General features: G+C 72.0%; 12 protein-coding genes. 11 read left to right on the top strand and 1 reads right to left on the bottom strand.

Annotated features, from left to right (window positions below):
* The first annotated feature begins 155 nt into the window (after positions 1-155).
* The 8 genes from I8D64_RS05370 to I8D64_RS05335 all read left to right on the top strand — a co-directional run bounded on the left by I8D64_RS05370 (position 156) and on the right by I8D64_RS05335 (position 11,749).
* On the top strand, positions 156-1,316 hold the full coding sequence (locus I8D64_RS05370; protein WP_200501480.1) for an exonuclease SbcCD subunit D: 1,161 nt from the start codon (positions 156-158) through the stop codon (positions 1,314-1,316).
* Entirely contained in the window at positions 1,313-4,606 is a 3,294-nt protein-coding gene (locus I8D64_RS05365) for an AAA family ATPase (protein WP_200501479.1), read from the top strand. Before I8D64_RS05370 ends, I8D64_RS05365 begins: the two co-directional genes overlap by 4 nt.
* 312 nt (positions 4,607-4,918) lie before the next feature.
* Entirely contained in the window at positions 4,919-6,778 is a 1,860-nt protein-coding gene (locus I8D64_RS05360; protein ID WP_200501478.1) for an RICIN domain-containing protein, read from the top strand.
* 371 nt (positions 6,779-7,149) lie between these two features.
* The gene (locus I8D64_RS05355; RefSeq protein ID WP_200501477.1) at positions 7,150-8,307 is read left to right on the top strand and encodes a VanZ family protein; all 1,158 of its coding nucleotides are present in this window, start codon (positions 7,150-7,152) and stop codon (positions 8,305-8,307) included.
* 36 nt (positions 8,308-8,343) lie between these two features.
* On the top strand, positions 8,344-9,300 hold the full coding sequence (locus I8D64_RS05350) for a beta-ketoacyl-ACP synthase III (protein WP_200501476.1): 957 nt from the start codon (positions 8,344-8,346) through the stop codon (positions 9,298-9,300).
* 103 nt (positions 9,301-9,403) lie between these two features.
* The gene (locus tag I8D64_RS05345) at positions 9,404-9,910 is read left to right on the top strand and encodes a DUF456 domain-containing protein (protein WP_200501475.1); all 507 of its coding nucleotides are present in this window, start codon (positions 9,404-9,406) and stop codon (positions 9,908-9,910) included.
* 157 nt (positions 9,911-10,067) lie between these two features.
* Entirely contained in the window at positions 10,068-11,048 is a 981-nt protein-coding gene (locus I8D64_RS05340; protein ID WP_200501474.1) for a class I SAM-dependent methyltransferase, read from the top strand.
* Positions 11,045-11,749, top strand: coding sequence for a hypothetical protein (locus tag I8D64_RS05335; RefSeq protein WP_200501473.1), 705 nt, complete (start codon positions 11,045-11,047; stop codon positions 11,747-11,749). Before I8D64_RS05340 ends, I8D64_RS05335 begins: the two co-directional genes overlap by 4 nt.
* A 72-nt stretch (positions 11,750-11,821) precedes the next feature.
* Here the strand turns inward: I8D64_RS05335 and I8D64_RS05330 are convergent, their stop codons facing one another.
* On the bottom strand, positions 11,822-12,499 hold the full coding sequence (locus I8D64_RS05330) for a DUF6318 family protein (protein ID WP_200501472.1): 678 nt from the start codon (positions 12,497-12,499) through the stop codon (positions 11,822-11,824).
* 323 nt (positions 12,500-12,822) lie between these two features.
* Between I8D64_RS05330 and I8D64_RS05325 the strand changes: the two genes are divergently transcribed.
* The 3 genes from I8D64_RS05325 (at position 12,823) to I8D64_RS05315 (ending at position 17,959) form a co-directional block, all read left to right on the top strand.
* Positions 12,823-14,559, top strand: coding sequence for an ABC transporter transmembrane domain-containing protein (locus I8D64_RS05325; RefSeq protein WP_200501471.1), 1,737 nt, complete (start codon positions 12,823-12,825; stop codon positions 14,557-14,559).
* Positions 14,556-16,715 carry an ABC transporter ATP-binding protein gene (locus I8D64_RS05320; RefSeq protein WP_200501470.1) on the top strand — a complete coding sequence of 720 codons (2,160 nt, stop codon included), beginning with the start codon at positions 14,556-14,558 and terminating at the stop codon, positions 16,713-16,715. The genes I8D64_RS05325 and I8D64_RS05320 overlap by 4 nt, the downstream gene beginning before the upstream one ends.
* Before the next feature lie 119 nt (positions 16,716-16,834).
* On the top strand, positions 16,835-17,959 hold the full coding sequence (locus tag I8D64_RS05315; RefSeq protein WP_200501469.1) for a hypothetical protein: 1,125 nt from the start codon (positions 16,835-16,837) through the stop codon (positions 17,957-17,959).
* Positions 17,960-18,015: the final 56 nt, after the last annotated feature.

Raw genomic sequence — 18,015 nt, 5'->3', positions numbered from 1 at the left:
CCGTGCCGGAGGGAGGATCCGCGCCGGCGGGGCGGACCCGCGCCGGAAGCCGCGGCATCGTCGGTTCCCGCACGACCGAGGCCGCCCGGTTCTCCCGTCGGCCGCAGCCGGTCCGTGCGCCTCGGATGTCCCCGTCCCCGCATAGGCTCGGCACCATGAAGATCCTGCACACCTCGGACTGGCACCTGGGGCGCACTCTGCACGGCGAGGACCTGCACGAACACCAGGTCGCCTTCTACGACTGGCTCGTGGATCTGGTGCGCGAGCGCGAGGTCGACGTGGTCGTGATCCCCGGCGACGTGTACGACCGCGCCGTGCCGCCGATCCCCGCGATCCGGCTGCTCGGGCGCACCCTCTCGCGCCTCGCGGAGACCGCGACCGTGGTGCTCACTCCCGGCAACCACGATTCCGCGGATCGCCTGGGCTTCGGCCGCGAGCTCATGCGCGCGGGCGTGCACCTGCTCACCGACACCCCCGGGCTCGACCATCCGGTGAGCGTCGAGGACGAGCACGGCGAGGTGCTGTTCTTCGGCCTGCCCTATCTCGAGCCGGACACGGCCCGCCATCGGCTCGTCGCGGAGGGGGAGGAGCCGCTGGGCCGCAGCCACGAGGCCGTCACCCGCGCCGCCCTGGACCGGGTGCGCGAGCGCGCGGCCGAGCATCCCGGGGCCCGCACCGTGGTGCTCGCCCACACCTTCGTCAGCGGCGGCGAGTCCAGCGAGTCCGAACGGGACCTCTCCGTGGGCGGCGTCGACTCCGTCCCGGCGCCCGTGCTCGCCGGATTCGACTACGTGGCCCTCGGCCACCTGCACGGCTGTCAGGACCTCACGCGGTCCGTCGGCTCCCCGGCGCGCTACTCGGGCTCCCCGCTCGCCTTCTCCTTCTCCGAGAAGGACCACCGCAAGTCCGTGCTCCTCGTCGAGCTCGGCGCGCCCGGCGAGGTCGAGGTCGAGCGCATCGGGACGCCCGTGCCCCGCCGCCTCACCGCCCTGCGCGGCGACCTCGAGTCCCTGCTCGCGCAGGCCGGTGCGCACGGGGATGACTGGGTGAAGGCGACCGTCACCGACACCGCCCGTCCCGCCCACCTGCAGGAGCGCCTGCGCGCCGCCTTCCCGCACCTGCTGCTCACCTCCTACGAGCCCGAGGGCCGCGAGGCCGGCGAGGCCGCACCCGAGGTGCGGCGCGAGGCCGATCCCCTCGAGGTCATGGACGAGTTCCTGGGCTACGTCACGGGCGGCGAGCCGAGCGCGCGCGAGCACGAGGTCATGGACGAGGCGTACACGACCGTGCGCTCCCGCGGCCAGGAGGCCTCGTGAAGCTCCACCACCTGCACCTGCGCGGGATCGGCCCCTTCGCGGGCGCCGTCGACATCGACTTCGCCGCGCTCGGCGCGAGCGGCATGTTCCTCCTCGAGGGGCCGACGGGATCCGGCAAGTCCACGATCCTCGACGCGATCGTCTACGCCCTGTACGGGAGCGTCGCCGGCAGCGGCGCGAGCAGCGACCGGATCCGTTCCCAGTTCGCCGCCTCCGACTCCCCGAGCGCGGTCGACCTCGTGTTCGAGACCAGCGCCGGCATCTTCCGCGTCCACCGCGAGCCCGACTACGAGCGCGCCAAGAAGCGCGGCACGGGGACCACGAAGCAGCAGGCCAAGGCGCTGCTGTGGCGACTCGGCTCGCCCGAGCTGCTGCCCGGCGTGATCGCGGAGATCGCCGGAGGAGCGGCCGACGGGGCGGACTCCGCCTCGGGCACCAGGGGCACTGGGAGCACGGCGGGCGCGGGGGCGTCCTCGGCCGGCGCGGCATCCTCCCCGGCCGGCGCGGCGGAGCCCCTGGCGAACCGCCTGGACGAGGTGGGCCGCGAGATCCAGCGCGCCGTCGGCCTCAGCCGCGAGCAATTCACGCAGACCGTCCTGCTGCCCCAGAACGAGTTCGCGCGCTTCCTGCGCGCCGGCACCGGCGAGCGCCAGCAGGTGCTCCAGCGCGTGTTCGGCACCGAGATCTACCAGGACGTCGAGAAGCAGCTCGAGGAGATGCGCAAGGAGGCCAAGCGCGAGGTCGACGCCGCGAAGGGCTCCCTGGGCCGCTCCCTCGCCCGCTTCGTCGAGGCCGTCGGCGTCGAGGGCGAGCAGCTCGACGCGCTCGAGGGCCATGCCGAGGCGCTGCGCCTGGAGGAGCTCGGCGCCGCCGCCCGCGAGCACCTCGCGGCGAGCCGGCAGGCCGCGGCCGACGCCGCGCAGGACCACGACGCCCAGACGGCCTCCGAGGCCTCCGCCCGCGCCCACGCGGAGCAGACCGCCCTCCAGCGCACGCGCAGCGACCGCCGCCGCGAGCTCGACGCCCTCGGCGCGCGCCTCGACGCGGCCGCCCCGCAGATCCGCTCGGCCCGCGCCCGCCTCGCCCGCGACGAGGCCGCCCGCCCCGTCGCCGAGCTGCTGCGCCGCCGCGACCAGGCCGCGAGCACGGCCGCCCGGGCCGAGAAGGACCTGGCGGACCTCGCCGAGACCACCCGTGCCCAGCATCCCGAGATCGCCGACCTCCTGGCGGGGGAGGACGCGCCCGCCGCGCTCGCCGCCTCCGCCGAGGAGGACACCGCGCGCGCCGGAGCCCTCGCCGACCTCGCCTCCCTCGAGGAGGGCCTCGAGCACCGCGGCGCCCAGCTCACCGCCCGCGCCGAGCGCAGCGACCAGGCCGCCCGCGACCTCGCCGCCCTCGACGAGACCATCGAGGCGCGCCCCGCCGCGAAGCAGGAGCTCCTCGCCGCCCGGGACGACGCCCGCACCCGCGCCGCCGGCCTCGCCGATGCGCGCCTCGCCGAGAAGGCCGCCGCCGAACGCCTCCAGGCCGCCCGCGCCGCCGCGCAGCAGCAGACCGCGCTGACCCAGGCCGAGACCCTCGCGGCGAGCACCCTCGAGGCCGCGCGCCTCGCCTCCGAGACCGAGTCCGACCTGCGCCGACGTCGCTTCGCGGGCATCGCCGCCGAGCTCGCCGTCGACCTCGGCGACGACGCCCCGTGCCCCGTCTGCGGATCCGCCGACCACCCGCACCCCGCGACCCCCACGCACGACGCCGTCGGCGCCGAGCAGGTCGAGCAGGCGGAGGCGCAGCGCCAGCAGGCCGAGCGCGCCTATCACGACGCCGCGCAGAAGAAGGCCGTCATCGAGGGCGAGCTCGAGGCCCTGCGCGAGCGCGCCGGCGGCCTCGACGCCCGCGTCGCCGAGGCCGCGCACACGGGCGCCCACGAGGCCACCGCGCAGGCCACGGCCGCGCAGACCGAGGCCGCCGAGGCGGAGACCGCGATCTCCGCCCACGACGAGGCCACCGCGCAGCTCACCTCCGAACGCTCCCGGCAGGCCCTCACCCTCGAACGGGAGAGGACCGCGCAGCAGGAGGCGTCGGCCGCCCTCGAGAAGGATCGCGCCCGCGTGGCCGACGCGCGCGGCGAGGCGGAGTCGATCGCCGCGCGCCGCAGCCACCACGCGGCCCGCGCCCGCGCCGCGACCGCCCTGCGCGAGGCCCTGCGCGCCTCGACCGAGGAGGCGGCGCGCGCCGCGAGCCTCAGCCAGGAGACCGAGACCGCCCGCGAGACCGCACGGGCGGCGCTGCGCGAGCAGGCGGAACCGGCAGCATCCGAACCGACGGGGTCCGAACCGGCGGCGTCCGAACTCGCAGCATCCGCACCCGTAGCGTCTGCTCCGACAGCGCAGCAGGTGGCCGACTACGAGGCCCTCGCCGATGACGCCGCCGTGCGCGAGGCCGTGCTCCCGGAGGCCGAGCGCCGCACCCTCACCGCCTCCCTCCAGCATCGCGCCGTCGAGGAGTCGCGCCATGCCGACGGCCTCGCCGAGGACGGCGTCTCCGATGCCGACCCCAGCGACGAGGCGCTCGAGGCTGCCCGCGTCGCCGCCTCCACCGCCGGCGAGCAGCTCGTCGCCGCGCAGAGCGCCCTGCGCGAGGCCTCCGCCGTCGCGGCCCGCCTGGGCGCCGTCGCCGAGCGCTCGGCCTCCGCCCTCGAGGCCCTCGAGCGGGCGATGCACGAGGTCACGGGCATCAGCGAGCGCGCCGGCGTGGTGGTGCGCGTCGCCGACCTTGCCACCGCCCGCTCCGCCGACGGCCGCCGCATCCCGCTGTCGACCTTCGTGCTCATGCGGCGCTTCGAGGACGTCGTGGACGCCGCCAACGCGCGTCTCGCCCGCTTCTCCGGCACCGACCTCGAGCTGCTGCGCGACGACGGCGCCCGCGGCGCACGCAAGACCGGTCTGGACCTGCTGGTCATGGACCGGCGCACCGACCAGGCGCGCGTGCCCGAGACCCTCTCTGGCGGCGAGACCTTCTTCGTCTCCCTCGCCCTCGCCCTGGGACTGGCCGACATCGTCACCGGCGAGGCCGGCGGCGTGCGCATGGAGACCCTGTTCATCGACGAGGGCTTCGGCTCGCTCGACCCACAGACCCTCGAGACCGTCGTCGCCGAGATCGGGCACCTCTCCCAGCACGGCCGCACCATCGGCATCGTCAGCCACGTCGGCGACCTCAAGGCCCAGATCGCCGAGCAGATCCACGTGCGCCGCGGCCCGTCGGGCTCCTCGACCGCGACCATCACCGCCTGAGCGGCCAACGCGGGAGATCGGCCGTGTCCGTGCGCTCGAGAAGTACGAAACGGTTGTCATGGGCGCCCATGGCAACCGTTTCGTACTTCTCGTCGGGCGGCGCGGGCTCGTGCTTTCAGGTCGGCAGCACGGGCGGCCCCGCACGCTGCGCACATGGCCGCACCGTCAGTCGAAGCCGCACCGACAGTCGAAAATGCGCGCAGGACGTCGGATGTCAATCGGTTTGCTGTACGGTCGTGCCGTGACCGGGGTCACCTCTCGGGACCTCGGCATGATCTCGACCTCTTCATCCCCCACCCCCAGGACATCCCCATGACCAGCAGATCTCGTGCTGCATCGATCCTGTCCGCCGCTGTCGCCGGGCTCGTGATCGCCACCCCGTCCCTCGCCTCGGCCGCACCGATGGCGCCCGGAGCCCCCGTCGCCGCCGACGGCTCGGACACCTCGCAGTCCGCGTCCTCGTCGGCCGATATCAGCGTCGGCGCGCGCCACGACTACGCCTTTCCCGACGACACACCCGCCGCGATGTTCATCGACGCCGACGGCAGCTTCCACGCGCAGTCGGCCCACGCCCTCTACGCGAAGGACGACCCGCGCGAGTGGCTGTTCTACAAGGGCACGACCATCGACGACATGACCGCGGACAAGGCGCTCAACGCCGCCGCGGATCCGGACAACCCGAAGCACCGCAACGACGACACCACGGTGCGCTGCAACCAGAGCCCCACCGGCAAGGAGGCCAGCAAGGACCCCACCGGCTCCTACAGCCAGAAGAACTTCTGCGACCTCGTGGGCGTATGGGTCGACCCCGACTCCGGGGACTGGATCGGCATCGTGCACAACGAGTTCACCGGGCGCCCCTTCGGCGACAGCCTGCACTACGACTCCCTGGACTACGCCGTCTCCACGGACCACGGGAAGACGTGGGACATCAAGGACCACATCATCACCTCGCCGTACTCCACGAAGCGCGGCGACGAGAAGCAGTTCCCCGAGGACACCTACAACTACGGCGACGGCGATCCGCGCCTGTTCGTCGACACGGCCTCCGGGTACTTCTACGTCTACTACGGCTCCCGCGTGATCGGGAAGCAGGGCAAGGGCGGGGAGAACGTGAACCTCTCCCATGTGGCCCGCGCGCCGATCTCGAAGAAGATGGCGCCGGGTTCGTGGACCAAGTTCTTCGACGGCTCGTTCTCCCAGAAGGGCCTGGGCGGCAAGGAGTCCAACCTGACCCCGGTCACCGACCGCGACGCCGCCGGGTACACGGCCCCCGAGGACGACTACGACCCCACCACCAAGGGCAACACCGACGCCCAGGTGAAGGCGGGCGAGCTGCCCGGCACCTCGCCGCTGTTCGTCATGAACATCAGCTACGACGCGCACCTGGGGCTCTACATCGGCCAGCCCGAGGGCGCGACGCGCCCCGGCCCGCAGGAGTACTACGCCACGGACGACCTCACGAGCCAGAAGTGGCACCTCATCGGCACCGGCGACGACCAGGACTGGTCGTCCTGGTACCGGTGGATGGTGGACTCCAAGTCCCTGACGAGCGGCAACATCATCGGCAAGGACTTCCGCTCCTACTGCTCGATCTCCTGCACCGGCGAGTCCGACGGCGAGTACTTCGACGTCTCGATCGACAGTGAGGACGAGGCCGCGATCGAGGCCCAGAACCTCTTCTCGACGAAGAAGGCGTACACCCTCTCCACCGGGAAGCGCTCCGCGCTGGCCCAGCAGAAGAAGGGGAAGGCGAAGGTCGTCGGCACGGCGCAGCGGACCGACGCCGGCGCGTCCTGGAAGATCGCCCCGACGGGCGACGGCGCGTACACGATCGCCAACACGCGCAGCGGCGCACTGCTCGGAGTGGACTCCACGACGACGACGCAGCGCGCCTGGGGCACGAAGGTGAAGGCCACGAAGGCGGCGGGGGAGCAGCACGGCAAGCGCACCGACCCGTCCGTGGGTCAGCAGTGGTGGGTCGTGCGCGACACCGACCCGACCACCGGTGAGCGCACGGGCACCTATCACCTGGTGAACCGCTACTCCGGCCTCGTCCTCGACCTCGAGGGCAGCGTGACCTCCGCGACCACGGACGCCGCCGACTTCCACGGCAGCGCCTCGACGGCCGACGAAGGGCAGTCCCTGAAGATCGCCGTCGCGAAGGGCTGAGCGGCCCCGTGAGGGACTGAGCGGCCCCGTGAGGGGCTGATCGGCGAACGCGAGGAGCTGATCGGCGAACGGGGCCGGGGCCGCGCCCGTCCTGGGTCCGCGAGAAGTACGAAACGGTTGTCATGGACGCTCATGGCAACCGTTTCGTACTTCTCGTCGGCGAGACAGCGGGAAGGCACCCCCGGCGGCCGCGCCCGCCTCGCATCGCCGCGCCGCCCCCGCCGCCGCCCCTCCCGACGCGCCCGTCGTCCCCTCCGTCCCCGGCGTGACCCGGACGCCTGCGCGGTCCGCTCATGGGTGGAGAGCGGGGCGCCCGCGAGCGCTCGCAGACGGATGCCCCGCGGGGCCGAGCCGCCGTAGTGTCCTGAGGCGTGAGCGATTGGACCTGGCAGATCCCCTTCTCCGTGATCGGCGGCGGCGTGCTGTTCGTCGGCCTGCTCGTGCCGATCCTCGTCCTCCAGTACCGCAGGTACGGACGGCTGAGCGTGCCGCGGCTGCTCGGCGCCGCGGCGGTGAGCGTCTACGGCGTCGCCCTGGTCGCCTACACGCTGCTGCCCCTGCCCGATCCGGCGCGGACCTGCGGCGCGGGCGCCGGCCGGACCCTGCAACTGACGCCGTTCCAGTTCGTCGCGGACATCGTGCGCGAGGGCGGAGGGCTCGGACTCCGCGACGCCGTCACCAGCTGGGCGGTGCTGCAGGCCGCTCTGAACGTCGTCCTGTTCGTGCCGCTCGGGCTCGCGGTGCGGGGCATGCTGCGCCGCGGGGTGCTCACGGCCACGGCGCTCGGCGCCCTGGTCTCCCTCGCCATCGAGGCCACCCAGTACACCGGGCTGTGGGGCATCTACGACTGCAGCTACCGGATCGCCGACGTCGACGACCTCATCCTGAACACCACCGGCGCCCTCGTCGGCGCCCTGCTCGCCCCGCTGCTCCTGCACTGGTGGATGCCGAGCCCCGAGCAGCTCACCGCTCGGCGCTCGCATCGCGTCTCGGGCATGCGCCGTCTGCTGGGCATGGTGGTCGATCTGATCGCCGTCGGCCTCGTCGGGTTCCTTTTCGATCTCGGACGCGCCGTGGTCGAGCTCGTCTTCACCACGGACGCGCGGCAGGTCCACGAGCTCGGCGAGCCGGGACAGGCCCTGCTCCTCGTGCTCGCCTTCGCCGTGGTCTTCGCGCTGCCCGCCCTGGGGCGCAGCGGCGCCTCCCTCGGGCAGCGAGCGGTGGGCATCGCTCCGGCGTGGCCGAGCGGCGCCGGCGGGGTCGGAGCGCGCCTGCTGCGGGCGAGCGCCGTGGGCGGCGTCTGGACGGTGGGGCGCGCCCTCGCGCTGCTGCTGTCCGCGGCGGGCATTCCGCTCGCGGCCGGCGCACTGAGCCTCGCGATCGGCCTGTACATGCTGGTCGTGCTGGTCTTCGCCCTCGTCGGCGACCATCGGGGGCTCTCAGGGCGCCTGGCGGGCAGTGCGATGGTCGATGCGCGTGCTCTCACAGATGCTGGCGCCACCGCGCGTCAGCGGTCCGCCGCGGCCTAGACTCCCGGCAGACCAGCCTTTGCAGGAAGGACCCCCATGCCCACCACGCCCCCGGCCGGCTCGCGGATCGTCGGCACCGGTCACTACCGGCCCGAGCGCATCATGACCAATCACGACCTCGAGCAGATGGTCGAGACGAGCGATGAGTGGATCCGCCAGCGCACGGGCATCGAGTCCCGTCGCATCGCCGCCGACGACCAGGACGTCGCCGACCTCGCCGCCGAGGCCGGTCGCAACGCCCTGGCCGACGCCGGCATCGACCCCTCGCAGGTCACCCAGGTGATCGTCGCGACCTGCTCCAACCAGGAGCGCTCGCCGAGCGCCGCGGGTCGGGTCGCGCACCTGCTGGGTCTGCCCAACCCCGCCGCCTTCGACGTGGGCGCCGCCTGCTCGGGCTTCGAGCACGCGCTCGCCGTGGCGGACATGTCGATCCGCGCGGGCGCCTCCACCACGACGCTCGTGATCGGAGCGGAGAAGCTCTCCGCGGTCACCGATTACTCCGACCGCACCACCTGCATCCTCACGGCCGACGGCGCGGGTGCCATGGTCCTCGTCCCGGGCGACGAGCCGACGATCTCGCCCGTGCAGTGGGGGACCGTCACCGACCTCGCGGACGCCGTGACCATCGGCCCGCCCAGCGGCTGCTTCTCCCAGCAGGGCCGCCAGGTGCTCGGGTGGGCGCTGCGCGAGGCGCCGAAGCTCTCGCAGAAGATCGTCGAGTCCGCGGGCCTGAACATGGCCGACATCGACGTGTTCGTGCCCCACCAGGCGAACCTGCGGATGATCGAGCCGCTCGCCGCCGCCCTCGACCTGCGCGAGGACGCGATCGTGGCCGACGACATCATCACCTCCGGCAACACCTCCGCCGCGACCATCCCGCTCGCGATCTCCCGCATGCGCGAGGCCGGGCGGATCCCCGCGGGCGCAACGGCACTGCTGGTCGGCTTCGGCGGCGGCTTCTCCTGGGCCGGCCAGGTCGTGCGTCTGCCCTGACTTGGTTCCGGATGCCCAGGGCTGACGGCTCGGGGCATCCGGTGCGCCCGTCTCATCCGGCGCGCCCGTCTGATCCCGCTCGACCCGCCCCGTCGGAGGCCCCGTGGATTCCCTGACCGTCCAGATCATCGTCACGATCGTCGTCGGCCTCGCGTACGTCGTGGGGCTCACGGGCATCGTGCTGCCGATCATCCCCGGCTCGATCACGATCCTCATCGGCTCGCTGGTGTGGGCGATCGTGCTGGGCGGCTGGACCTGGCTGGCCTTCGCGATCATCGCGGTCCTCTGCGCCGTGGGCATGACCTGCAGCTACGTCATGACGGGGAAACGGCTCAAGGACAACGACGTGCCCACGTGGCCGATCCTCGTGGGTGTGGCCGCGGGCATCGTCGGCATCTTCGTGATCCCGTTCCTGGGCCTGCCGATCGGGTTCGTCCTGGGCCTCTACGGCTCCGAGTGGTACCGCCGCCGCGACATGAAGCTCGCCTGGGAGTCCAGCTGGATCGCCATCAAGGCCTTCGGCATCGGCGTCATGCTCGAGCTCGTGTGCGGCTTCGCCTCCACCCTCACCTTCGCGATCGCGACCACGCTGCACTTCCTCAACCGCTGAGTCACCCCGCTCCGCCTCTCCCTCCCCCCGCGCAGCCCTCGCGCAGCCCGCGCAGCCCGCCCCCCCCCGCGAGAGGTGAGAAGCTGCTGTCAAAAGGGCGGAATGACGACGTCTTCTCACCTCTCGGTGCGGGGTGGGCGTCTGGGACGATGAGCCCATGAGCGATCCCGCTTTCCCTCCGGTCTCCTCGCGGGACACTCCGCGCTTCGGCACGCGGGAGCGCCACCGGCAGCTGGGCGCGGCGTTCCAGGGTCAGGGCGGAGACTACGACCGCCTGCGTCCCGGATACCCGCCCGAGGTGCTCGACGCGATCATCTCGGCACTGCCATCGCACGACGGCGAGCTCGGTGGGCCGAAAGCAGGCACCCCCGCAGGCGCCCCAGCTGGCGCGCCCCGCTCCCATATCGCGGTCGACCTCGGCGCCGGGACCGGCAAGCTCTCCCTGCAGCTCGCGCGCCGCGGCCTCGACGTGATCGCCGTCGACCCCAGTCGCTCCATGCTCGAGACCGCGGAGCAGGCGTACGCCTCCATGGCCGCGTCGGCCGACGGTCGCGGCGGGCCCGCCGACCCCTACGGACCCGTCGACCCCGAAGGACCCGTCGACCCCGAAGGACCCGCCGACGCCGCCGGCCCCGTCGGCTTCCTGCGCGTCGTCCAGGCCTCCGCCGAGGACACCGGCCTCCCGGACGCGAGCGCCGACCTGGTGAGCGTCGCGCAGGCTTGGCACTGGTTCGACACCGAGGCCGCGGGAGCCGAGATCGCTCGGATCCTGCGACCGGGCGGCGTGCTGGCCCTGCTGTGGAACTCGCTCGACGTGCAGATCCCCTGGGTGCACCGCTATTCGCGCATCATGCACGCGGGGGACGTGTACCGCGATGATTTCTCGCCGCCGATCACCCCGCACTTCGCGCTGCGCGAGCGGATCGTGCGCCATTGGGAGGACCCGCGCACCACGCACGAGCTCATCGACCTTGCCCGCACCCGCAGCTACGTCATCACCGCACCGACCGAGCGCCGCGAGAAGGTGCTCGCGAATCTCGACTGGTACCTGCACGAGCACCTCGGCCACGCCCCCGGCAGCGAGGTCGGCATGCCCTACCGCACCGACCTGTTCCTCTTCGAGGCCGAGGACGCATGAGCGCCCGTCGCGCCGCACGCCGGCACCGTGACGAGGTCGGTGAGGTGCTCGCGGTCCATGCAGACCGTCCCGGACCGCTCGTGATCGGAGTGTTCGTGCTGCTCTGGGTGGTCTTCTCCGGCCTGACCCTCATCAATCCCGGCGAGAGCGTCGTGCTCGCCGTCGCGCCCGCCCTCGCCTTCGCGATCATCTTCGGCCTGATCCTGCTGTTCATCAGTGGGGAGAGGCTGGTGGTGTGCGAACGGGGAATCGTGGTCGGCAGCTGCGCGCCGGGCCTGCGCCCCTACGTGATCCCCTCGGACCAGATCATCCCGGGCAGCGTGGTCCCCGTGACGGGCGCCCGGCGGTACGCGGCCGAGACCGGGACCGGCGGCTTCCCGCAGTCGACCGTGCGCCGGTCCGCATGGACCCGCCGCGGCATCCACTTCGTGGGGCCCTCGCCGAAGCAGGCGCGCCGCCACCGCGCGGTGCTGGCGCCGCTGCAGGACCCTCCGCCGCGCTCGATCGACGGTCGCTGGGTCTGGTTCGCCGGCACGGGGTCGACCTCGCCCGACCAGGTCACCGCGCAGATCGCGCGCGCCGCAGAGGTGAGCGGTCAGCGCGAGCTGGCGAGAGCCGCAGCGGCCGAGCCTGTCCGCGAGCTCACCGGCGACCGCGGGGACGCGGCGCGCCAGCTCCCCGGGTTCCCGCAGGCGCGCTGACTCAGCGGCCGCGCTGACTCAGCCTCCCGCGGCGCTCCCGTCGGCCGCGCTGACCCAGCCGGCCGCGCTGACTCAGCCGGCCGCGCCGCCGCCGTCGGAGGCGCCGGTCGCGGTCGCGCCGTCGGCCCCGGTGATCGACATGTCGCCGACCTTCCACTGCTTCCCGTCCCAGTTCAGCTTCATCTGCATCTCGCCGCTGAACCCGTCGACGTCCTGCGCCTGCTTGTTCGGGTCGTCGACGATCGTGGCGTCCTTCTGGGTGACCTCGAGGGTGAGCGTGCCGCTGGTGGGCGGGTCGCCGGCGCCGTCGAAGCTCGCGGACTTCACGGTGAACTCGCCGCCCACCTGGTATCCGTCCTGCTCATGGAGCTGGGTGGCGTTGGAGAGGAACGACGTGCAGACCTCGCAGTTCGAGTCGACCACCTTCATCCAGCCGTCGGTGTCTCCCGTGGCCATCATGTACGCGTAGGACTCGAGCAGATAGGTGCCGACGGAGGTGGCGCCGTCGTCCGACTGGTCGGTCATCGCCGACGTCGGCAGCTTCGGGCCGGACGTGGGGGAGGGACTCGGCTGGGACGACGGGTCGACCGTGGGGCGCGTGTCCTGGGCCGTCGCGCTCGCCGTGGCGGAGGAGGCGTCGGTCGTCCCGTTGCTGCGGCCGAAGACCTGCGCGAGGCCCACCGCGCCGAAGGGGATCACCAGGGCGATGGCCGCCACGATGATGATGATCTGCTGCATCCGTCTGCTCACGCAGGCCAGCGTAGAGGTCCGGCCTGGACGCGCGGGGATCCGGCCCGGACCCGCGGATCCGACCCCGACGCGCGGGCATCCGGCCCGTACGCGCGAGGATCAGCCGATCGGCGGATGTGCGCGGAGGGCGTCGCGGGGGAGACTCGGCCGTCATGGGCGGCGCACGCACCGCCCTCCGATCGACGTCATCCCGCGGCGTTCCACCCTCGGCGGAATCCGCCCGATTCCGCCCGAATCCCATGGACCGTGCGCACGGGTCGACGTAGGCTTCACCGCGCAGTCCGCGCGCCCCCGGACCGCACCGCATCTGCCCAAGGACCTCTGTGACTCTGCTGCGACTCGTGCTCGCGGCCGCCCGCCGGTACTGGACCCTGATCATCATCGTCGTGATCTTCCAGCTGCTCGGAGTGCTGGCCAACCTCTACCTGCCCACGCTGAACGCCGACATCATCGATGACGGCGTCGCCCAGGGCGACATCCCGACGATCTGGCGCCTGGGCGGCTGGATGCTCGCGGTGACCTTCGCGAACATCGTCGCCGTGGTCGTCGCGAACTACGCGGCCGCCCGCGCGGCCATGAGCATCGGCCGCGACCTGCGCAGCCGCGTCTTCGACCAGGTCGCCACCTACTCCGCGCACGAGATGAACGAGTTCGGGGCCGCCTCGCTGATCACCCGTTCCACGAACGACGTGCAGCAGGTCCAGATGCTCGTCTTCTTCTCGATGCAGTTCCTGGTGCAGGCGCCCATCACGGGCATCGGCGGCATCGTCCTCGCGCTGCGCGAGGAGGCCGGGCTGGCCTGGCTGATCGCGGTGATGGTGCCGCTGATGCTGGTCTCCGTCGGCTTCCTCATCGCCCGTGCGGCACCGCTGTTCCGCGTGATGCAGGAGCGGATCGACGCGATCAACAAGGTGCTGCGCGAGCAGATCACCGGCATCCGCGTCCTGCGCGCCTTCACCCGCGAGGACTTCGAGCGCGAGCGCTACGAGGGCGCCAACGAGGCCCTCACGGACACCAACCGCCGCGTGGGCCTGCTGATGATCCTCATCAACCCGATCATCATGTTCCTGCTGCAGGTCTCCAGCGTGCTCGTGCTCTGGTTCGCGGCGCCGCGCGTGGAGTCGGGGACCATGCAGGTCGGGTCGATCACCGCGTTCATCGCCTACCTGATCCAGATCCTCATCGCGGTGATGATGGCGACCTTCATGACGATGATGATCCCGCGCGCCATGGTCTCCGCCGAGCGCATCGACGCCGTGCTCACCACCGAGACCTCCGTGACGGTGCCCGAGCGCGGCGTCACCGAGGTGCACGGCCGCGGCGACCTCGCCTTCGAGAAAGTCTCCTTCACCTACCCGGGCGCCGAGAACAACGTGCTCACGGACATCGACTTCACCGCCCGCGCGGGGCAGACCGTCGCGATCATCGGCGGCACCGGCTCGGGCAAGACCACCCTGCTCAGCCTGGTGCCGCGCCTGATGGACGCGACCTCCGGCAGCGTGAGGGTCGACGGGGTCGACGTGCGTGAGCTGGACCCGCAGGTGCTCTGGGACCGCATCGGCCTGGTGCCGCAGCGCCCCTACCTGTTCTCCGGGACGGTCGCGACGAACCTCCGCTTCGGGCGGCCCGACGCGACCGACGAGGAGCTCTGGCACGCGCTCACCGTCGCCCAGGGACGCGACTTCGTCGCCGCCATGCCCGACGGGCTCGACTCGCCGATCGCCCAGGGCGGCACGAACGTCTCCGGCGGTCAGCGCCAGCGCCTGTGCATCGCCCGCGCGCTGGTCGCCCGACCGGAGATCTATCTGTTCGACGACTCCTTCAGCGCGCTGGACCTCACCACGGACGCACGTCTGCGGGCGGCGCTCGCGCCGGAGACCCGCGATGCGCTCAAGGTGATCGTCGCCCAGCGCGTCACCACCATCACCTCGGCCGATCTGATCCTGGTGCTCGAGCACGGGAGGGTCGTCGGCTCCGGCACCCATGCCGAGCTGCTCGAGAACAACGAGACCTATCAGGAGATCGTCCGCTCCCAGGGCGCCGAGGAGGTGGTCGCATGAACGCCGACGACACGACGAAGAGGCCGACCCCGGCCGACGGCGCGACGTCTGCCGACGACGCCACCTCGACCGACACCGCGCGCACCGCGCCCGCTTCCGCGTCCACGAAGCCCGCGGGCGACGAGGCCGGCGAGGCCGCGGAGATCGAGGCCGAGAAGAGCGCCGAGCGCGGGCTGCGCCCGGGGCAGAGCGCGAAGCACTTCTGGCCCTCGGCGCTGCGGCTGATCCGCACCATCGGCCCCGAGAAGATGTACGCGATCCTGGGGATCGCGCTCGGCGTGATCGGCGTGGGCCTGGCCGTCGTCGGCCCGAAGATCCTGGGCCGCGCGACGGACGTCGTCTTCTCCGGAGCGATCTCGAAGCAGCTGCCCGCGGGTGCGACGAAGGCGCAGATCATCGAGGGCCTGCGCGCGCAGGGCAACGACACCTACGCGGACCTGCTCGCGGGCATGGACCTCACCCCCGGCCAGGGCATCGACTTCGCGGCCCTGCACCAGGTGCTGTGGTTCGTGGTCGGGATCTACGTGGTCGCGAGCCTGTTCCAGTGGCTGCAGGGCGTGATGCTCAACCGCATCATCTTCCGGATGGTCTACCGCCTGCGCCGTGAGGTCGAGGAGAAGCTGCACAGGCTGCCGCTGTCCTACTTCGACCGCCAGCGCCGCGGCGAGATCCTCTCCCGCGTCACCAACGACATCGACAACATCCAGAACACGCTCATCAACACGCTGACCGGCCTGGTCAACGCGCTGCTGACGGTGCTCGGCGTGATCGTCATGATGCTGACGCTGTCCTGGCAGCTCACCCTCATCGCCCTGTGCGTGATCCCGCTGGCCGCGGTGATCACGGCCATCGTCGGCAAGCGCTCCCAGAAGCTGTTCCAGCAGCAGTGGGACGCGACCGGCAAGGTCAACGCCGAGGTCGAGGAGGCCTTCAGCGGCCACGAGCTCGTGAACGTCTTCGGCCGCCGCCAGGAGGCGTCCCGCAGCTTCGAGGCCCGCAACGGCGAGATGTACAAGGCGTCCTTCGGCGCCCAGTTCGTCTCCTCCCTCATCGGCCCGCTGATGATGTTCGCCGGGAACCTCACCTACGTCGCGATCGCGATCGTGGGCGGCCTCAAGGTGATCGGCGGCGACATGTCGCTGGGCAGCGTGCAGGCGTTCATCCAGTACTCGCGCCAGTTCACGCAGCCGCTCAGCCAGGTCGCCTCGATGGCCACGATGCTGCAGTCCGGCGTGGCCAGCGCCGAGCGCGTCTTCGAGCTGCTCGACGCCGAGGAGCAGACTCCGGACTCGGCCCGCGACGAGGCCGGCAACCCGGACCCGACCTCGCTGGACGCCGCCTCGCGGATCCGCGAGGGCCGCGTCGAGTTCGACCACGTGCGCTTCTCGTACACGCCCGAGCGCGAGCTCATCCGTGACCTCTCCCTGGTCGCCGAGCCCGGGCACACGGTCGCGATCGTGGGGCCGACGGGCGCGGGCAAGACCACGCTCGTGAACCTCGTGATGCGCTTCTACGAGATCGACGGCGGCCGCATCACTATCGACAACATCGACATCCGCGACCTCACCCGCACGCAGCTGCGCGAGCGCACCGGCATGGTCCTCCAGGACACCTGGCTGTTCAACGGCACGATCATGGAGAACATCCGCTACGGGCGCCTGGACGCGAGCGACGAGGAGGTCATCGAGGCCGCGAAGGCGACCCACGTCGACGACTTCGTGTGCCATCTGCCCGAGGGGTACGAGACCGTCCTGGACTCCGACGCGTCGAACGTGAGCGCGGGGGAGAAGCAGCTGCTGACCATCGCCCGCGCGTTCCTCGCCCGGCCCAGCCTGCTGATCCTGGACGAGGCCACCTCGAGCGTGGACACCCGCACCGAGCTGCTCGTGCAGAACGCGATGAACCGCCTGCGCTCGGGCCGCACCTCGTTCGTGATCGCGCACCGGCTCTCCACGATCCGCGACGCCGACCTGATCCTGGTGATGGAGGCCGGCGACATCGTCGAGCAGGGGACGCACGACGAGCTGCTCGGGGCGAACGGCGCCTACGCGCGGCTGTACCGCTCCCAGTTCGAGGGCGCGATGGCCGATCCCGACGCCGAGGAGGAGCAGGGCGAGCCCGTGCCCACGGGCGGCGGGGGCATGCCGGGGATGTGATCAGGCGAGGCGGATCGGCTGGAGCCGAGCCTCCCACGGGCGCACGCTCCCATGGTGATGGGGTCTCCCGTTCGTGGTCCCTCCACTGGTCATAGGGTCGGGGATGGCAGAATGCGCTCGTGCTACGACTTCTCGCCGCCGCCCTGACCGGTGCATGTCTGGCCGCGGTGCTCGTGGTGGCGCTCGTGGGCGATCAGAGCCGCCTGTGGATCGCCATCCCCGCGGGCATCGCGGCGATGCTGATGATCACTCTGGCGCTGGCAGCCGCCAGCGTCCCGCGGCAGGTGGGGCCCCAGGATCCCGCCGTGCAGCGCGCTCGCGCGGAGGGCCGACTCGTCGCCGCCACGGTCCTGAGCCTGCGCCGCACGGGCACCTCGGTCAATGACGTGCCCCTGTACGAGGTCGAACTGCTGGTCGAGCCGACGGATCGCGCCGCCTATCGCACCACGATGCGTCGGCTGCTGGATGCCTCGCAGGTGGGCGGCTTCGCGAGCGGGCGAAGGGTCGCGGCGGTGCGCCTGGCACCGGACGCTCCGGACGTCGTGCTCCTGGATGAGCCGCCGGTGGGCTCGTCGGTGGCCTCGATCGACGATCCGCACAGCGTGGACCACTGGGACAGCGATCCAGACGCGCACGTCCCCGGGCGCACGCGGTCTCTGATCCCTGTCGGTCGGCGTCACCGATTCTCGCGTCGCGTCCTGTTCGTCGCGGTGGGCGCCGGTGCCGCAGCGGCGGTCGCCCGGCCCTACTTCCACGATATCGCGCTGCGCGGGCGCGATCTCGTCGCTCGCACTCATGACGGGTCCTACGTGCGAGGTCGCGGCCGCGCCGCCGAGGTGGTCCGGGTCTTCGCCGCCGCGCGCGGCGACACCACAGTGACGGAGGTGCTGCTGTACGACGGCTGGGCGAGCATCACGGCACCCACGGCAACGGGGGCGACGACGTACGACACTTTCCGCATCGACGGACCGCACGTCGGCAGTGGCGAGCCCGCGACCATCCAGCCCGAACCGGAGGACGAGTTCGACCTCGGCGATGTCGACTGGGATGCTGTTCCTCGCGTCTTCGGCGCTGCGCGCACGCGCAACGGCATCACGGAAGACGAGATGCGGGGCAACATCCAGCATGCCGGGGTGCGCCGCGATCCCTCCGAGGGGGACGTGCGCATCGGCGTCTACCTGAGCACGGACTACACCAGCGGGTCGCTGGAGGCTCGAGCCGACGGGGCGATCATCGGCGAATGATCCGGAGCGTGTGCGCCACACCCCACGAGTTTGTCAACATGCATACCTCTGCATAA

The organism is Brachybacterium halotolerans, assembly GCF_016623465.1.
Lineage (GTDB): Bacteria > Actinomycetota > Actinomycetes > Actinomycetales > Dermabacteraceae > Brachybacterium > Brachybacterium halotolerans.
This window is presented reverse-complemented; position numbering and strand designations above follow the sequence as displayed.